General features: G+C 62.1%; 13 protein-coding genes. 4 read left to right on the top strand and 9 right to left on the bottom strand.

Annotation, left to right across the window (positions count from 1 at the left end; translation table 11 throughout):
* Positions 1–67: 67 nt before the first annotated feature.
* The 3 genes from MCUHO_RS08920 to MCUHO_RS08910 all read right to left on the bottom strand — a co-directional run bounded on the left by MCUHO_RS08920 (position 68) and on the right by MCUHO_RS08910 (position 2,888).
* Positions 68–1,177 carry a CapA family protein gene (locus MCUHO_RS08920; RefSeq protein WP_067078796.1) on the bottom strand — a complete coding sequence of 370 codons (1,110 nt, stop codon included), beginning with the start codon at positions 1,175–1,177 and terminating at the stop codon, positions 68–70.
* A 5-nt stretch (positions 1,178–1,182) separates the two neighbouring features.
* Positions 1,183–2,535, bottom strand: a complete 1,353-nt coding sequence (locus MCUHO_RS08915; RefSeq protein ID WP_235808230.1) for a phenylacetate--CoA ligase family protein — start codon at positions 2,533–2,535, stop codon at positions 1,183–1,185.
* Between the two features lie 161 nt (positions 2,536–2,696).
* Positions 2,697–2,888 (bottom strand): hypothetical protein, encoded by a 192-nt coding sequence (locus MCUHO_RS08910; RefSeq protein WP_067077090.1) that lies wholly within the window; start codon positions 2,886–2,888, stop codon positions 2,697–2,699.
* A 201-nt stretch (positions 2,889–3,089) separates the two neighbouring features.
* Here MCUHO_RS08910 and MCUHO_RS08905 point away from each other — a divergent pair, with 201 nt between their 5' ends.
* From MCUHO_RS08905 to MCUHO_RS08895, 3 genes are all read left to right on the top strand, one after another.
* Positions 3,090–4,106 (top strand): GNAT family N-acetyltransferase, encoded by a 1,017-nt coding sequence (locus tag MCUHO_RS08905; protein WP_067077086.1) that lies wholly within the window; start codon positions 3,090–3,092, stop codon positions 4,104–4,106.
* A 118-nt stretch (positions 4,107–4,224) separates the two neighbouring features.
* Positions 4,225–4,515, top strand: coding sequence for a hypothetical protein (locus MCUHO_RS08900; protein ID WP_067077083.1), 291 nt, complete (start codon positions 4,225–4,227; stop codon positions 4,513–4,515).
* A 27-nt stretch (positions 4,516–4,542) separates the two neighbouring features.
* Entirely contained in the window at positions 4,543–5,601 is a 1,059-nt protein-coding gene (locus MCUHO_RS08895) for a GNAT family N-acetyltransferase (RefSeq protein ID WP_235808229.1), read from the top strand.
* Between the two features lie 4 nt (positions 5,602–5,605).
* On the opposite strand, the gene MCUHO_RS08890 is transcribed toward MCUHO_RS08895, so the two are convergent.
* Both MCUHO_RS08890 and MCUHO_RS08885 read right to left on the bottom strand, forming a co-directional pair.
* A complete protein-coding gene (locus tag MCUHO_RS08890; protein ID WP_067077074.1) occupies positions 5,606–7,000 on the bottom strand; it encodes a phenylacetate--CoA ligase family protein in 1,395 nt (464 codons plus the stop codon).
* A gap of 10 nt (positions 7,001–7,010) precedes the next feature.
* On the bottom strand, positions 7,011–8,438 hold the full coding sequence (locus tag MCUHO_RS08885; protein ID WP_067077069.1) for a phenylacetate--CoA ligase family protein: 1,428 nt from the start codon (positions 8,436–8,438) through the stop codon (positions 7,011–7,013).
* Between the two features lie 458 nt (positions 8,439–8,896).
* Here MCUHO_RS08885 and MCUHO_RS08880 point away from each other — a divergent pair, with 458 nt between their 5' ends.
* The gene (locus MCUHO_RS08880; RefSeq protein ID WP_153020030.1) at positions 8,897–10,105 is read left to right on the top strand and encodes an archaeosine biosynthesis radical SAM protein RaSEA; all 1,209 of its coding nucleotides are present in this window, start codon (positions 8,897–8,899) and stop codon (positions 10,103–10,105) included.
* A 433-nt stretch (positions 10,106–10,538) separates the two neighbouring features.
* Here the strand turns inward: MCUHO_RS08880 and MCUHO_RS08875 are convergent, their stop codons facing one another.
* The 4 genes from MCUHO_RS08875 to MCUHO_RS08860 all read right to left on the bottom strand — a co-directional run bounded on the left by MCUHO_RS08875 (position 10,539) and on the right by MCUHO_RS08860 (position 16,520).
* A complete protein-coding gene (locus tag MCUHO_RS08875) occupies positions 10,539–12,686 on the bottom strand; it encodes a bi-domain-containing oxidoreductase (RefSeq protein WP_067077064.1) in 2,148 nt (715 codons plus the stop codon).
* Positions 12,683–13,873: a prenyltransferase/squalene oxidase repeat-containing protein gene (locus MCUHO_RS08870; RefSeq protein WP_067077060.1), complete on the bottom strand. Its 1,191-nt coding sequence runs from the start codon at positions 13,871–13,873 to the stop codon at positions 12,683–12,685. Before MCUHO_RS08870 ends, MCUHO_RS08875 begins: the two co-directional genes overlap by 4 nt.
* A complete protein-coding gene (locus MCUHO_RS08865) occupies positions 13,858–15,066 on the bottom strand; it encodes a glycosyltransferase family 4 protein (RefSeq protein ID WP_067077056.1) in 1,209 nt (402 codons plus the stop codon). Before MCUHO_RS08865 ends, MCUHO_RS08870 begins: the two co-directional genes overlap by 16 nt.
* A gap of 80 nt (positions 15,067–15,146) precedes the next feature.
* Positions 15,147–16,520: a nucleotide sugar dehydrogenase gene (locus MCUHO_RS08860; RefSeq protein WP_067077052.1), complete on the bottom strand. Its 1,374-nt coding sequence runs from the start codon at positions 16,518–16,520 to the stop codon at positions 15,147–15,149.
* Between the last annotated feature and the right edge of the window lie 9 nt (positions 16,521–16,529).

The raw sequence follows: 16,529 nt of genomic DNA, 5'->3' as shown, positions 1-16,529 counted from the left end.
TGAAGAAAAGGCCCGGGGCGGTGTCCGGTTAAACCGGACTCCTCTGCGCCCCCGTATTCACCTTCGCTCAGTTCCCGGCGTTCTGTCCCGGGGCGCGCCTCCTGCGCGCAAGTTCCGGGCGAAATAACCGCCGGACGAGGCCGGCGCAGCATTTCAGGCAGAACGGCGTGAAGAACCAGGCCCCCATCTCCAGGAGCGGGAAGAGGCCTTTGCGGCGTATCCGGTAGCGGTAACTCTCGAGGTTCATCTTCATGTAGACCGGCGCGATCTCCTCAAACCACCTGCTCCTGGTGAGCCTCCCCTCGGCGACCGGCCGCGAGATCTCGGATAGGAAGTTCTGGATCTCCTCGGCCATCGCCCCTTCCGCCGGACGGGGTATGTAATCGTCGTCGATGATGAGCGGCACCGTCTCATGCGCCCCGACGACGCCGTTCTTCTGCAGGTCGACCGAGAGCATGATCGCCTCCCGCGAGATGTTGTGGGGCCAGCGCGGCTCGAACTGGAACATGCCGAGCGAGTAGGCGATGAGCCCGCCGTGGTAGCGTTCGATCGCCTGCATGGTATGGGGGTGGTGCCCGAGGATCAGGGTGGCCCCTGCATCGATGAACCGGTGCGCGAGGTCGATCTGCTCGGGAGACGGGTAGTAGGCCATCTCCGTTCCCCAGTGCAGCGAGACGGCGATATGGTCGCACCGGCCTTTGAGGGAGGCGATATCCTTGAGGACATCCTCCTCGACCAGCCGGTTGACCGAGACCTCGCGCGAGATGGCGAGTTTGCCGATCGTATAGCCCGCAAACCCGATCGAGACGCCGTTCCTCTCGAGGATGACCGGCCCCTGCCGGTCTTCGGTCGCCGATCCGCCGACGGCGAGAATCCCCCGTCGTTCGAGTGCGCTCAGGGTGTTCTTGAACCCCTGGGGCCCGAGGTCGCCGGAGTGGTTGTTTGCAACGCTCATGACGTCGAACCCCGCCTCCTTCAGGTACCGGGCCGCATCCGGACATGTGAAGATCACGTGGTGCTTCTCTGCCGGCTCGCCCGTATCCGAGAGGGTGGTCTCCAGGTTCCCGAAGAGGACGTCCTTGCCCTCGAGAAGATGGCCGACCTCCCCGAACGGGTATCGATGGTTCGCCGTCCGAACCCATATGTCTCCTACTGCAATTAGCCTGAGTTTTTGCATGGTTCTCACACCGAAATGCCCCACTGATCCAGCGGGAGTTCCTGTGTCAAGAACTGGTATTTACCGCGCTGGGTGCGGGGAATCTCATCGACGAAGCGGATGGTCACATCCACGTCGCCGTCGAATTTTCTGTCGAGCTCCCGGAGAATGCGTTCCGTGTCGCGGTCGCCGTATCCGGTTTTTTTCACGATTCGAAGCAGGGCCTCGCCTTCCTTCTCCTGGTGGAACTGGAACTGTGCAACGTTGTCGAAGATGTCGGAGTGCATGTTCACCGCGGTCATCGATATGAACCGGCGGTTCTTCGTCACGATGAACTCCTGGAGCCTCCCCTCGACCCGCTCGAGGAGCGGGTAGGCACGGTCGCAGGTGCAGGAGTCCGTCCCGCGAACCGCGACGTCCATGGTGCGGTAGCGGATGAGGGGGCAGATGGGGTTTATGAGGCTGGTCGTGACCACCTCCCCCATGGCTCCCGGGTCCTGGACGGGCTGTCCGTTCCGCCCGATCAGTTCGACGATCCCGTATTCGGGGAAGATGTGGTAGTGGGTGCTCTCCTCGCACTCGCCGGCAAGCACTGTCTGCTCGGAGTTGCCGTACCAGGAGAAGACGCGGCAGCCGAAGACCTCGGTAAGCAGGTCGCGCTGCCAGGGGTAGAGGTTCTCCGACCCGCAGAGGATGGCTTTGACGGTCGGGAACGGCTCGATGCCGTGCTCCCGCATGTAGCGGGCGAGTATCGTCGCCACCGAGGGGTACGCCTGGATGAACCGGGGTTTGAACCTCTTGATCCGGTCGATGTAGGCGGGCAGCGTCTCCTCGGTCATGTGGTGGGAGGACATCAGCAGCCACCGGCCGCAGAGGGTCTTCTTCCAGTAGACACCGTCTCGGGCGGACTCGATGGTGTAGCCCCGGAGGACGACGCAGCGGTCGGTGAACCGGTAGCCGACGCGGTCCCACTGGGTCTTCATGAACGCCCATTCCCGGGCGCGGGAGACGCCTTTCTCGTAGTAGAAGCCGACCGGGATCCCGGTGGAGCCGCCGGTAGTGACGTACTCGAACGCAGAGTCGGGGTAGTTCCGGGCTTTTAAGTCGGGGAGGTTGGTCTGGAGGTCTTCACGGGTCAGGAACGGGAGGAGTCCGAGATCATCCGGGCTTTGGATGTCCTCCGGGACGAGACCGCGCTCCTGAAAGACCCGGCGGTAATAGGGAACGTTCTCGTAGGCGTGGTCGAGCAGGCGCGAGAGCGCCCGGGCCTGGTGGGCCGCGTGTTCTTCCCGGCTCCATCTCCGGGACTCCCGGAGGAGGGTGTAGGTCTTTATGTATGCAGAGTATGCGGGGAGGATCCGGAGTGCCCTCGCCGTCACAGAATTTTCAAGCCGGAGAGGCCGCAACCCCCGATAGTTCATCCGCACACCCATCGAAGTGCTCATATCTATACTCGGCATTAAACGTTTTGCTCCCGGTACGGTTGGATCACACCGGCAGCACGGTGAAGGCGACCGGCATGCCCGGAGACCGGGAGCGTTCAGAAGAAGTTCTCAGAGTAGGGTATTGAGATCAGATCCCGGCCGGATGCACGAGAAAAATGCTTCAGGAACTCCGGAAAAAGGCTGTTTTCCGGGATGAGCACCCAGATGTCGCCGTATGCATCGGAACCGTTGCCTTCCCACGAGCGGAACGAAACATCGTCCATGGCGAGGAGGCGGAGTGCGACCATGCCCCTACCTCACGTGCTCCGGTATATAATGATTCCTGCCTGCGAGGCCGGGCTCGCCGACCGGGCGGGGTTGCTGTGCCCGGCCTCGCGGCAACCGGCTGCGCGATCCGGCAGAGCCTTGGAAAGGTTTATATGAGTCCGGGAGATGATTAGAGGTCACCGAGCCGCAGACTGCATGACAGCACCGGAGTGACGGAAGGGATGACAGCGATCAGGGTCGAGGACAGAGATACATGGGATACCTTCATCGACGAGAGCCCATCGGGCCTTCTCTTTCACAGGTGGGACTACCTGCACCTGACGGCAAATCATACGAATAGCACGCTTCTTCCGTACGCGATCTATCACGGCGACGAACCGCTCTGCGTATTCCCACTCTTCTGGAAGCGGATGCATGGGATCAACGCCGTCTTCTCACCCCCGCCCCTCACGGTGATCCCCCACCTCGGGTGCGTGATGAGCGGGAAGTTCGGATCGCTCAAACGGAGCAAGAAAGAATCCCTTCTCGCGCTGATCGCAGGTGAGGTTCGCCGGGAACTCCAGGAGATATCGCCGAACTACCTCTCGATCGCTTTTGTCCCGGGATTCGACGATATACGCCACTACCTCTGGGACCGGTGCGATGCACGGGTCAGGTACACCTACACCATCGACCTGGAGCGGCCACTCGAGGAGATCTGGAACAACCTCCACTATAAACTCCGCAACAAACTGAAGAAGGAGTCGAAAGCGGGTCTCCGGCTGGAGAGGTCCGGCGATATCTCCACGCTTTATGCGCTCATCTCCGAGCGTTTCCGTGACCCGTCGCTCGACATCCCGCCGATCAAGCACGACTACCTCGAAGATCTCGTGCGTGCCTATCCGGACCGGATCGGGATCTACACCCTTTACGATGCGGAGGACGAGGTCGCGGCCGTGGTGGCCGCCCAGGAGTACAAGCGGTTCCTGCTCTGGATCGGGACGCCGAGGCTTGAGAACGCTCACGCGGGGAACGAGTATCTCCAGTGGCTCCTGATAGAGCGTGCACGTGCCGAGGGCTACCGGACGTTCGAGAATATGGGTGCGAACAACCCCGATCTGGCCTTCTTCAAATCGAAGTTCAACCCCGATCTCACGATGTACTTTGAGGTCGAGAAGAAAGACGGCCTCGGTGCGTTCTCCGAGTGGGCATATCGCTCCTTTGTGAAACGGTTGATGATGGCGACCGGCAGGGTTTAGGGTTTACCGCCGTCCCGGTGCCTCACGGCACAGGGCAGCATACCGGGGATACGTTTCTTCCCTGCGGCATTTCCAGGGGTGGAGAACTGCTCGCGGTCTGTCCCTCTTCTGCAGGCGGTTGTCGACGGGCTCCGGGAAGGCGATCCGGGGTCTCGCGCCGAACTATCTCTCGATGACGCTCGTCCCGGGCTTTCACGATATCCGCCGGTTCACCCGGGATGGCTACCGGATCGCGACTGACTACCCGTATACGATCGGCCTTGCACCGCTGATCGAGAAGAGGTCTGTCCTTTCCATCAACCGAACCGGAGAGTGCTCTCCCGGGGCAGCGGGGCTTCCCGGCCGGTCGAAAAACCTTCAGGCCATCGCTCCCGGCAGTGCCCGGGAAAGATATAAATATCCCGTTTGAGGTATCCAGTAGCAGGCGCGGTTCGGCATGGCCGATCGCCGGATGGCAGGCTCTATGGTGCTCGAGATCATCAAAGACCGGGAATTGTGGGATTCTTTCGTAGATGCAAGCACGTATGGTTTGCTTTTCCACAGGTGGGACTACATAACGATCACCGCAGAGCACGCAGGCTACCGGCTCCTCCCCTACGGGATCTACAAGGGGGAGGAACTGGTCTGCCTCGCTCCGCTCTACGTAAAGAGCACACATGGCGTGAAGATGCTCTTCTCTCCGCCGCCCATGCAGGCGGTCGTCCCCTACCAGGGATTCGTCCCGGCGAAGTCATTCGATACGCTGAAACTGGGCAAGAAGGAGGAGATCATGGATCTCATCGCGGGGGATCTCTCCGCGGAGATCGATGCTATCTCGCCGCACTACTTCTCCCTGACCCTCGTCCCCGGCCTCACCGACGTCAGGCAGTTCCTCTGGCGCGGATACGACCCGAAGATTCACTACACCTACGTTGTCGACATCTCGCGGCCGGCCGAGACGATCTGGAGCGATTTTCACTACAAACTTCGCAACAAGCTCCGGAAGGCCGAGAAGGCCGGGATGGATCTCGTGCGAAGCGCCGATGTTTCAGCGCTGTATGCGTCGCTCGCCGAGCGGTTCAGTCAGCCGGAGATGAAGATCCCGATGATCAGCCGGCGCTACTTCAAGGAGCTCTTCCGGGCGTACCCGGAGAATCTCGCGGCCTATTACCTCTACGACCGGGAAGGCGCCCTCACGGGAGCCGTCGCCACGCAGGAGTACAAGCGGTTCCTGCTCTGGATCGGGACGCCGCGGTTCGAAGGGGCTCATGCCGGGAACGAGTATCTCCAGTGGCTCCTGATCCAGCGTGCAAAGGCCGAAGGCTACTCGTACCTGGAGAACATCGGAGCGAACACACCGGATCTAAACTTCTTCAAATCCAAGTTCTGTTCGAGTCTCGGCATGTATATGGAGGTCTTTCAGAAGGATGCTGTCGGGACGCTGGCGGAATGGGCATACAGCAACGTCATCAATAAACCCTGGCTGAAACGCCGGTTCGTCTCCTACATCGACTGAACAGTCAGAGGTCGCCGAGCGAGATGGGGAGTTTCTGGATGAGGTACCGGAACTTCCCGCCCTGGGTGCGGGGGATCTCGTCGACGAACCGGACGTGGACGTTCACCCCGTCACCGAGCTGGCACCGGAGTTCAGCGGTCAGCTGCCGGGTGTCCTTCTCGGTGTAAGCCGGTTTCCTGACGACTTTCATGATGAGCTCGCCAACCTCCTCCTGGTACATCTGGAACTGCCGTATATTCTCGAACGCTTCGGATTCGTAGTTGATGGGGGTGACGGAGATCAGGTGCCCGCTCCGGGTTACGATGAACTCCTGGAGCCTCCCCTCCACCTTATCGAGCAAGGGATACTGTCTTCCGCAGGTGCAGGAGTCCTTCCCGAGAACCGCGACGTCCATGGTGCGGTAGCGGATGAGGGGGCAGACGAAGTTGGTGAGGCTGGTCGCGACCACCTCGCCCATCGCTCCTGTGCCCTGGACGGGCTGTCCGTTCCTGCCGATCAGTTCGACGATCCCATACTCGGGGAAGATATGGTAGTGGGTGCTCTCCTCGCACTCGCCGGCAAGCACCGTCTGCTCGGAGTTGCCGTACCAGGAGAAGACGCGACACCCGAAGACCTCGGTAAGCAGGTCGCGCTGCCAGGGGTAGAGGTTCTCCGACCCGCAGAGGATGGCTTTGACGGTCGGGAACGGCTCGATGCCGTGCTCCCGCATATGCCGGGCGAGTATCACGGCCGTGGAAGGGTAGGCGTGGATGAACCGGGGTTTGAACCTCTGGATCCGGTTGACGTAGTCCGGCAGCGTCTCCTCGGTCATCTGGTGGGAGGACATGATCAGCCACCGGCCGAAGAGCGCACGCCTCCAGTAGTTGCCGCTCGCCGCTGCGTCCACGACATGCCCCCGGAGGACGATGCAACGGTCGCCGAACCGGTAACCGACGCGGTCCCACTGGGTCTTCATGAACGCCCATTCCTGGGCGCGGGAGACACCTTTCTCGTAGTAGAACCCCATGGGGGTGCCGGTTGAGCCGGACGTCCGCACGTACTCGAAGGCGGACTCGGGGTAGTTTCTGGCCTTCAGGTCGGGGAGATTGGCCTGGACGATCTCCTTGGTCAGGAACGGGAGGAGTCCGAGATCTTCAGGACTCCGGATGTCCCCGGGCACGAGACCGCGCTCCCGAAAGACCCGGCGGTAGTAGGGGACATTCTCGTAGGCGTGGTCGAGCAGGCGCGAGAGCGCCCGGGACTGGTAGGCCGCGAGTTCTTCCCGGCTCCACCACTGTGACCGCTGGAGGAGCGCATACATCTGCCGGTAGGTGTGGTAAGACGGCACCAGACTGAGTGCTTTGACGGTGAGCGGGTTTGCACGCGACACCCATCGATGAAGCCCTGTCTTCGTATGCATACCTCCCTGGTCAGGCGAGCAGGTCGGGAGAGACATGTTCGACGATCCCCCCTTCGCGGTCGCTGAAGTTTATCGGCAGATCCTGAACAAAGTAGCGGTACTTGCCGCGAGCGGTGAGCGGTATGTTGTCGACGTACCTGATGGCGATACGAACGTCGTCGCCGCAACTCCTGCTCACCTCCTGGTAGAGGTACTCCGCGTCCTGCTTGCTGAACGCTGGTTTTCTCACGATATTCAGTATGACCTCTCCGACCTTCTCCTGGTAGAACTGAAATTGTTTAACGTTATCGAACGCGTCGGTATCGATGTTCATGGCGATCCCGGAGAGGAGTTCGCCTTTGCCCGTCACGATGAAGTCCTGGACCCTTCCTTCCACGCGTTCGAGTATCGGGTAACTCCGCCCGCAGGAACAGGGCCCCCCGGCCGCCGTGGCAAGATCCATGGTGCGGTAGCGGATGAGGGGGCAGATGAAGTTGGTGAGGTTGGTCGCGACCACCTCGCCCATGGCTCCTGTGCCCTGGACGGGCTGTCCGTTCCTGCCGATCAGTTCGACGATCCCGTATTCGGGGAAGATGTGGTAGTGGGTGCTCTCCTCGCACTCGCCGGCAAGCACCGTCTGCTCGGAGTTGCCGTACCAGGAGAAGACGCGGCACCCGAAGACCCCGGTGAGGAGGTCGCGCTGCCAGGGGTAGAGGTTCTCCGACCCGCAGAGGATGGCTTTGACGGTCGGGAACGGTTCGATGCCGTGCTCCCGCATATACCGAGCGAGTATCACGGCCGTGGAGGGGTATCCCTGGATGAACCGGGGTTTGAACCTCTTGATCCGGTCGATGTAGGCGGGCAGCGTCTCCTCGGTCATGTGATGGGAGGACATCAGCAGCCACCGGCCGCAGAGGGTCTTCTTCCAGTAGACACCGTCTCGGGCGGACTCGATGGTGTAGCCCCGGAGGACGACGCAGCGGTCGGTGAACCGGTAGCCGACGCGGTCCCACTGGGTCTTCATGAACGCCCATTCCCGGGCGCGGGAGACGCCTTTCTCGTAGTAGAAGCCGACCGGGATCCCGGTGGAGCCGCCGGTGGTGACGTACTCGAACGCAGAGTCGGGGTAGTTCCGGGCTTTTAAGTCGGGGAGGTTGGTCTGGAGGTCTTCACGGGTCAGGAACGGGAGGAGTCCGAGATCCTCCGGGCTTTGGATGTCCTCCGGGACGAGACCGCGCTCCCGAAAGACCCGGCGGTAGTAGGGGACATTCTCGTAGGCGTGGTCGAGCAGGCGCGAGAGCGCCCGGGCCTGGTAGGCCGCGAGTTCTTCCCGGCTCCACCTCTGGGACTCCTGGAGTAAGGCGTAGGTTCTTCGATAGACGCTGTAAGCCGGGAGAAGCCCGAGAGCTTTTGTAGTGAACGATTCCCTGCCGCAGATCCTTTCTCCCAGACGAATCATACTCGTTGTTCTCCATCTCGTGCGGTCTTCTGCCGTATGTACCGAAAACGCACGGTCATCCCGCCTCTTCTCCCCGCTGCTTTCCGGTCTTCACCGGGCTCTTTCCGGCTGTTTCCCGGGGAGATTCCCCGGACGGCCGTCCACCGGTGCATCGGGATAGTATACCCCCAAACAACGTATATAAAAATTGGCATGCTGTCACCTCTCCCCTTCGGGATCAGGGTTCTATGGATGAGCGGATCGCCCTCCGGATGAAATACGGCGGGCGCCGGGATCCGGTTCTTCTCAACGAACTGCCTGATTTCCTGGATTTCCTGTCAGAGAATACCTTTTCCGAAACATGACCCGATAATCTGGCGAATTGGACAAACTTTAAATATGCGAAAGCCTATCAGGGGTATGTCTTGGTAAGATAAGGCGACAGTCACCGGGAACGTGTGCCGTCGGCATGAGGGCGCATGCCCGGAGCAGGGGGGATAATTATTCTAGATCGGGCCGTACCTGATAGCAGTAGCAGCGCAGAGACCTTCACGGGTCACTCATCGGAGAATGACATTTTAAACGAGATCCGGGCACTGGCCGGGGGCCTGCGCAAGCGGAATGGAAACGCTCCACAAGACCTCGATTTTACGGTTCCCATCGGGTGGGAGGAGCGGATCGGACATCTCGACGATCAGCCCATACGAAGACTGATCATCTTCCTTCGCTCCACGGGGTGCGAGTGGGTCGAGAAGACGGGGGGGTGCACCATGTGCGGATTCTACTGTGCAACCTCCCGGGGCAGGGAGGTCTCGGCGGACGAATACGTTGCGCAGTTCGAGCACGTGATGGACGCCGTCGATCTCGGGGATTACCCGATCGTCTCGATCTACAACGACGGCAATATCTTTAACGAACGAGAGATGCCGGTTGCCGCCATCGAGAAGATCTGCTCGTACATCGACGGCTACAAAAACATCAAGAGGGTGGTCGTCGAATCGAGGATCGATTATTCCCCCGACGAGCACGTGGCAAGGATGAAGAAAGCCTTAAACGGGCGGCAGCTCGAGGTGGCGTTCGGGTTCGAGTCTGCAAACGCCCAGGTGATGAACCTCTGCATCAACAAGGGGTTCTCGGCGAACAACTTCGACGTCTTCCATTCGAGGATGCGAGGGATGGGCGTGCTGACGAAACCGCTTCTCCTGGTGAAACCGCCGTTCCTCGCCGAAGGCGAGGCGATAGACGATATCCTGCAGACCATCTCCTACTGCGTCTCCCGCGGGATCGACTCCGTCGACCTCGAGGTGACGACGGTCGAGAAGAACACCGTCGTGCACGAACTCTGGAAGAACGATCTCTACCGCCCGCCGTGGCTCTGGACGCTCGTCGAACTCCTGCAGCAGTGCCGGGAGCGGTTCGGGGATCGTGCCCACGTCTACGTCAGCCCCTGGAACTACTCGGTCGAGTCGCTCGACTGGGCCCGGAACTGCGGGAAGTGCGATACCGAGATCACCGAAGCGATCCAGCGCTACAACTCCCATTTCGATACGTCGGAGTTCGACGGACTGGACTGCTCGTGCCGGGAGGAGTGGCATGAGGCCGTTATGGGGCAGGATGCCCGCACGATCCCGGAGCGAATCAGCGAACAGCTGGCGTATATCCAGAACACCCGGATTTCGTCTCTGTAAACGCTGAGCCGGTATCAGGCGGGGGGCCCGGGCTCTCCCCGGGTGTTTTTTTTGCGCGACGGGCGTGAGCGTAGCGAGCGGCCGGAGCGGGAGCACCGCCAGGTGCGAGGTGCGGTGATACTCCCAATACATCCGTGCTAGTGCTTTTCGCCATCTTGAATTTAGAGATCTCCTGGCCCTCTGCGCGTGCGGTTATTGGCGTTACGTCTCATGCATCAAACTCTAAAATAACGTGACACTATACACCGGGCGCAATTAACACGATTTGGTTGGTGTGATGCACGGAATGTCATAGAACAGGAATTATGCATCGTTACGTGCGGATGATGCAGCCGGGTAGAGATTGGTTGGTGGACGTATACGAAAGTGAGCAGGGGTAACAGTTCAACAGAGCCTGACGAAGGGGTCGGTGGGGGGCCCCTCCGGGACAGTCCTACAACCCCACCCGCCCGAGATCGATCTCCTGCGCCGCCCCGGTATCGATCGACTCCCATGCAGCAAATGTAGCGAGCGTCGTCGCGACGCTTCCGGCGAAGTCCGGCTCCTCGCCCTTCACGAACGCCTGGAGTTCCTCGGCAAACCCCTTCTCCTGGGTGAGCCACCGCTTCTCCCTCGATGCCTTCCCCTCCCGCCGGAGTTCGAGGTCGCGGAAGTCGGTGATCCTCCCGACAGCGTTGCCGGCGAAGACCTCGACGGTCTCTTTGGGGTAGGACCGGTCGCCGAGCGTCGTGTAGGTGACGGTGCCGAGCGACCCGTCGTCGAATGTCAGGGTCGCCTGGAAATTGTCGTACTTCTGGATGGTTCCGGTCGGTTCGATCGCCCGGGCGACGACCTGAACCGGCCGCGCACCGGTGATGTACTGCATGAAGTCGATGAAGTGGCAGCACTCCGAGATCAGCATCCCGCTGCCCTGCTCGTCGTCGTGCACCCAGTGTTCGGGCGGGATCTGCCCGGCGTTGACCCGGTAGTGCATGACGGTGGGGGTTGCCCGGTTTGCGAAGAACCCCTTCATCCTCACCGCAAGCGGGGAGTGGCGGCGGTTGAACCCGACCATCAGCCGCTGCCCGGACTCGTTTCTGGCCTCGACGATCCGGCGGAGACTCTCGATATCGGTCGCGAGCGGCTTCTCCACGAAGACGTCTTTTCCGGCATAGAGCGCGTCGATCGCCATCGGCGCGTGGAGATCGTTTCTCGTCGCAATCATCACCGCGTCGATATCGGGATCGTCGAGGATCTTATGGTAGTCGGTGGTGCAGTAGGAAAAGCCGTACTTCTTTGCGACCGTCTGCGCCGAGAGTCCCGTCGCGGTCGCAAGCCCCCCGAGGTTCACCGGGAGGTTCGGCAGGAGGGGATAGAGGGCGCTCTGGGCGTGAACCCCTGCGCCGATGCACCCGAGCGTCCGGGCCGCGGCCGGAACCTTGCGCTTCCGTGCGCCGGGCTTTGCGAGGCTGACGACGGTGCCGGAGGCGCCCGAACCGTTCGGGCTGTACTGCAGGAGAACCCCGATGAACCGTTCCTTTCCGGTGTTGATGAGGTCGTAGGCCCCCGGCGCGTCGTCGAGCGGGAAGGTGTGCGTGATCAGGCGGTCGAGATCGATCTTCTTCTGCCGCACCAGTTCGAGGAACGCCTCCATGTTCCTCTTCTCCGTCCACCTGACGTAGATCGGGTAGTCGATCCCCCGCTCCTCGTAGTTCCTGTCGTAGCGGCCGGGGCCATAGGATCGGGAGACGACGACCTCCGCCTCTTTCTCGTAGAAGACGTCGCGGGGCAGATCCATGCCGACGTTCCCGACGACCACGACCCTCCCCTTATCCCGAACCAGGCGGCCGGCGGCCTCGATGGGTGCGCTTGATTTAGTGGCCGCGGTGATGATGACCGCGTCCGCCCCGAACGGCGAGAACGCCCGCACCCTCTCGAAGAGGCCGTCGTAGTTTGAAGCGACGTCCGCGCCGAGGTCAGCCGCAAGCGCGAGTTTTTCGGGGTCGATGTCGATCCCGATCACCCGGCACCCCGCGGCTTTGAGGATCTGGACGGTGAGAAGCCCGATCAGCCCGAGCCCGATCACCGCGACGTTCTCGCCCACGGTGACGTTCGCGTTTCTGACGCCGTGCATCGCGATCGCTCCCACGGTCGTGAACGCCGCCTCCCGGAATTCGACGCCGTCGGGGATCCTGACGCAGAGGTTCTTTGGCACCGAGACGTACTCGGCATGCACCGCATACCCGGCCCCGGCGCAGGCGACGCGGTCGCCGACCTCGAACTCGTCGGATGCCGTCGTCACCACCGTGCCCGCAGAACTGTAGCCGAGCGGTTCGGGTTTGGAGAGACGGCTCATCGCCTGCTGGTAGGCCGAGAGAGGGCCGTCCGTTCCGACCTTCTGGAGGACTTTCTTCACGTCGTCGGGGCGTGCCTTTGCCTTGCCGACGAGCGACTGCTGTGCGAGATTGATGAGCGACGACTCGGTGCCGGCGCTGATGAGGGAATAGGCGTTCTCGACGACGACCCCCCTCGTTACGGTGGGAACGGGGACGTTCTCCACCTGGATGGACCCTGACTGCAGGTCGAGCAATACTTGTTTCATGCGTGGTTCTCCCATACGCCCGACTGGCTGAGACAGTCGAGCACCTCCGAGGTCATGAAGAGATCGGGGAAGTTATTCGACGGTTCCACGGTCGATGACCGGATCCGGAGCAGCCGGCAGAGGGCCTCGAACGACCGTGTCTCTGCAGTTCTGCCGTACCGGCGGCGGGCGATCTCGCGGTACATGCCGTAGCCGAACCGGAACGCCCGGTGCTGTAACGGGTAGTGCCCGAGCGACGCCGCCTTCGCCGCCGTGGCGATGGACGGGACGAGACCGGGCCAGGAGCCGGGCTCCCACCGGGGGGCGAGTCCCTGCACGTCCCGCTCGAGCCGTTCGAGGCAGCGGTCGGCGTGCTCCCGGTAGCGCTCGTCCGCCCGCGAGGCGTAGACGAACGAGGCAAGGCCGAACGCGTACGCCCCGGAGAGGCAGTAGGCGAAGGAGAGGCCGCTCTTTGACCAGTCGAACCGCCCGTCGGGGCGCTGGGCGTTCGCGAGCCACCGCATGCCCGTTGCGATGCTCTCGTCGATCCGCTCGTCGCACAAGACGTCGTTTGCCTTTGCGAGGTAGTAAGCCGTCACCCCCTGGTAGTGCACGCAGGGGAGATCGAAGACGAAAGGATAGGTCCCTTTATCGACCGCGTAGGGGTAGACGCCGCCGGGGTGCTGGTGGCTGACGACGTTCTCCGCCGCCCGCAGCGCGGCCGCACGGGCTTCCTCGTCGTCGTAGCGCCCCGCGTATCGGGCGAGGAACGCCCCGCAGGAGGCGTCGACGTTCAGGTGGTCGGCGGTGTATCCCCGGGACTTCAGGAAGCACCCGGGGCTCCTCTCGGCGGCGAGGACGTAGTCCCGGGCCTTTCGGAGTGCTTCCTCGTGCGGATACGGCTCCGCCGCTTCCAGGAGCGCGTCGCCGATGAACGCCGTGATCAGAGCCGAAGGCTCGTTGTAGTTGACGTGAACCTCGTTCCAGGATCCGTCCGGGTTCTGGCACCCTACGGCATAGTTCAGGACCGGACCCACGAGCGGATCACCCCCGAGACGGAGCATCGCTTTTGCGACCTCGGCGTGCACGCGGTTCCGGATGACAGGAAAGACCGGGTCGCGGATGTATGCGGTCTCGCCGTCGACGACGGCGAGCGCCCGAACCTCCCCGGCAATGCGGGAAAGAAGCGATCTTACACGCCCGTCCATGTCATCCTCTCGATACACTGCTTCAGTTTCAGGGCGACCGATCGCCGGTCGTAGCGTTCCGCGACGTACTCCCTGCCCCGGCGGCCCATCTCCTCCATCTCCTCCGGGTTGTCGAGGAGCGCAGAAAGCGTCGCGGCGATCGCTTCCGGCGTGTTCTCGGCGATGACCCCCGCACCCGATTCCTTCGCGAGATGGGCAATCTCACCGTTTCCGCAGCCGACGAAGGGTATCCCGCAGGCCATGTACTCGTAGGCTTTGGTGGGGGCGGCGTACTCAAGGTTCGCGAGCCTCTTCAAGGGCGCAACCCCCACGAGTGATTCGGAGATCAGCCGCGGTATCTCCTCGCGCGGAAGGGTGCCCGTGAAGATGACGGAGTCGGTCAGGCTCTCCGCCTTCACCAGCGCTTCAAGGCTCTCCCGCGTGTCGCCGTCGCCGACGATGACGAACCTCAGGTTGTAGGTGCCGTTCATCGACTTGACGGCGAGGGCCACCTTATCGAGATCCTGGGCGTGCCCGACGTTTCCGGCGTAGATGATCTGGCGTTTCTTTCCGCCGTTCGCGGGATAGAAGAAGTCGGTGTTGACGCCGTTCGGCATCAGTTCCATCGGCGCCGTAACCCGGTAGCGCGACGAGATCCTCCGCCCGAGCTCCTCCGTCGTGACCCCGACGAGATCCGCCCGGTCAAGGCAGGCCTGCTCGAACCTCCGGCTCAGCCTCTCGTAGAGGCTTCCTTCTCTGAGGAACCCGAGGCCGATCGATGCATCGATCCAGAGATCGCGGATATCGAGGATCCACTTCACCCGTGATGTCCGTTTCAGGACGTACCCCGGGATCCCGGTGAAGAGCGGCGGCGCCGACGTCATGATTGCGTCGAACCGGTTCCGGGTGAAGAGGAGCCAGAGTGCGGCGTGGATGGGAAAGGAGAGGTAGTAGGCCATCCTGCTAACAAACCCCGGATCACCGGAGCCCGGCTGCCATGTCCAGAGGCGGACGACCCGGATCCCGTCGACCTCCTGCACGTCCGAGCGTCTCCAGGTGCGGGGGAACGAGCCGGTCGGGAACGTGGGGTGCGGCGCAAGCACGGTCACGCCGATACCCAGTTTTGCAAGGTGCGCGGCGGTGTCGTGGATGCGTGATGCGTTTCCCGATTTCTCCGGCGGAAAGTGTTGCGATACGATGCATACCTGTTTCATGCAACTCCTCATAGTATCTGAATGGGGTCGTGGGGGGGCGCGGTCGGCGATCCCTGCCCTGCGAAACCTGAACAGGAGGCCTAAAGGAAGCCCTCCCGCCCGTTCGGAGAGAGCAAGGATATGGACGGCGGCGATGAGGATGCGATCGACCGTGCGGCGCCTGCGGAATACAGCCCTGCCGGGGCCGCGATATCTCCCGGAACCGTCTGTTGCACCGATGAACCGTCCCCCAGCACCCGGACGGCGAAGCCCTGGTCTGTCCACTTCTCGTGGTCGAGGATGTTCCGGGCATCTATGACGAGTTTGTTCCTCACTTGGAGCGTTGCCGGATCGAGTCCCCGGAAGCAGTCGTGATCGGTAAGGATAACGATACAGTCACTCCCTGCGGTCGCTTCCGGGAGATTCATGAGAGGGTGTGCGAACTCCGCCGCATACGGGTCGTGGCACCGGACGGCGTATCCCTCGTTCTCGGCGAGCTGGATGAACTTGAACGCCGGGCTCTCCCGGGTGTCGCCGACGTTGCCCTTGTAGGCGACGCCGAGGATACTGATCGTCGGGTCCCGGACGCCGGCGAGCAGGCCGCGCGCAACATGCAGCACGTAGTTCGGCATGGAGTCGTTGATCTCCCGTGCGGTGGAGACCATCCTGCACCGGGTCGAGTTCTCGGTCAGGAACCAGGGATCGACGGCGATGCAGTGCCCCCCGACACCCGGGCCGGGGTTGAGGACGGTGACCCGGGGGTGCTTGTTTGCGAGGGTGATGGCCTCCCAGACATTGATCCCGCACTCTTCCGCGAGCTGGGCGAACTCGTTTGCGAGCGCGATGTTCACGTCGCGGCAGGTGTTCTCCATCAACTTGACGAACTCCGCCGTCCTCGTATCGGTCTGGTATATCTGCCCGCGGACGAAGGTCCGGTAGATCGCGGTCGCCCGGTCGGTGGAGTCCCGGTCGTAGCCGCCGATGATGCGGTTGTTGCCCGGCATCTCCTGCAGGGTTCGCCCCGGTATCGCCCGCTCGGGACAGTGGGCGTAGAAAAAGTCCCCGATGGCAACGCCTCTCTTCTCGAGCCGCGGGATGACGACCCGTTCGCTGGTTCCGGGAGGAACGGTCGATTCGAGGACGACCAGGTTCCCTCTGCGAAGATGGGGGGCGATCATGTCGGCGGCACTCTTGACGTAGGCGAGGTTGGAGACTTTCGTTGCCGGATCCAGGGGTGTCGGCACGGCAATCAGGAAGACGTCCGCAGCCTCCGGTTCGGTTCTGACGAGGAACCGGCTTTTAGCCTCGCTATACAGGTCTTCGAGCCCCGGCTCTGCGAACGGCAGGCTCCCACGGTTCAGGCAATCCACCACGCTCTGCTTCACGTCGACGCCTACAACATCCGCTCCGTGAGCCGCAAACAACAGTGCAGTTGGCAATCCTATGTATCCTAATCCCAGTACACAGATCTTCATGTGCATTCT

The sequence above is a fragment of the Methanoculleus horonobensis genome (genome assembly GCF_001602375.1).
GTDB lineage: Archaea > Halobacteriota > Methanomicrobia > Methanomicrobiales > Methanoculleaceae > Methanoculleus > Methanoculleus horonobensis.
This window is presented reverse-complemented; position numbering and strand designations above follow the sequence as displayed.

Bases quoted from the DNA above. Each gene is read 5' to 3' on its own strand.
- MCUHO_RS08875 (WP_067077064.1), bottom strand. From the start codon at position 12,686: ATGAAACAAGTATTGCTCGACCTGCAGTCAGGGTCCATCCAGGTGGAG.
- MCUHO_RS08860 (WP_067077052.1), bottom strand. From the start codon at position 16,520: ATGAAGATCTGTGTACTGGGATTAGGATACATAGGATTGCCAACTGCA.
- MCUHO_RS08920 (WP_067078796.1), bottom strand. From the start codon at position 1,177: ATGCAAAAACTCAGGCTAATTGCAGTAGGAGACATATGGGTTCGGACG.
- MCUHO_RS08905 (WP_067077086.1), top strand. From the start codon at position 3,090: ATGACAGCGATCAGGGTCGAGGACAGAGATACATGGGATACCTTCATC.
- MCUHO_RS08885 (WP_067077069.1), bottom strand. From the start codon at position 8,438: ATGATTCGTCTGGGAGAAAGGATCTGCGGCAGGGAATCGTTCACTACA.
- MCUHO_RS08870 (WP_067077060.1), bottom strand. From the start codon at position 13,873: ATGGACGGGCGTGTAAGATCGCTTCTTTCCCGCATTGCCGGGGAGGTT.
- MCUHO_RS08895 (WP_235808229.1), top strand. From the start codon at position 4,543: ATGGCCGATCGCCGGATGGCAGGCTCTATGGTGCTCGAGATCATCAAA.
- MCUHO_RS08880 (WP_153020030.1), top strand. From the start codon at position 8,897: ATGCCCGGAGCAGGGGGGATAATTATTCTAGATCGGGCCGTACCTGAT.
- MCUHO_RS08865 (WP_067077056.1), bottom strand. From the start codon at position 15,066: ATGAAACAGGTATGCATCGTATCGCAACACTTTCCGCCGGAGAAATCG.
- MCUHO_RS08890 (WP_067077074.1), bottom strand. From the start codon at position 7,000: ATGCATACGAAGACAGGGCTTCATCGATGGGTGTCGCGTGCAAACCCG.
- MCUHO_RS08910 (WP_067077090.1), bottom strand. From the start codon at position 2,888: ATGGTCGCACTCCGCCTCCTCGCCATGGACGATGTTTCGTTCCGCTCG.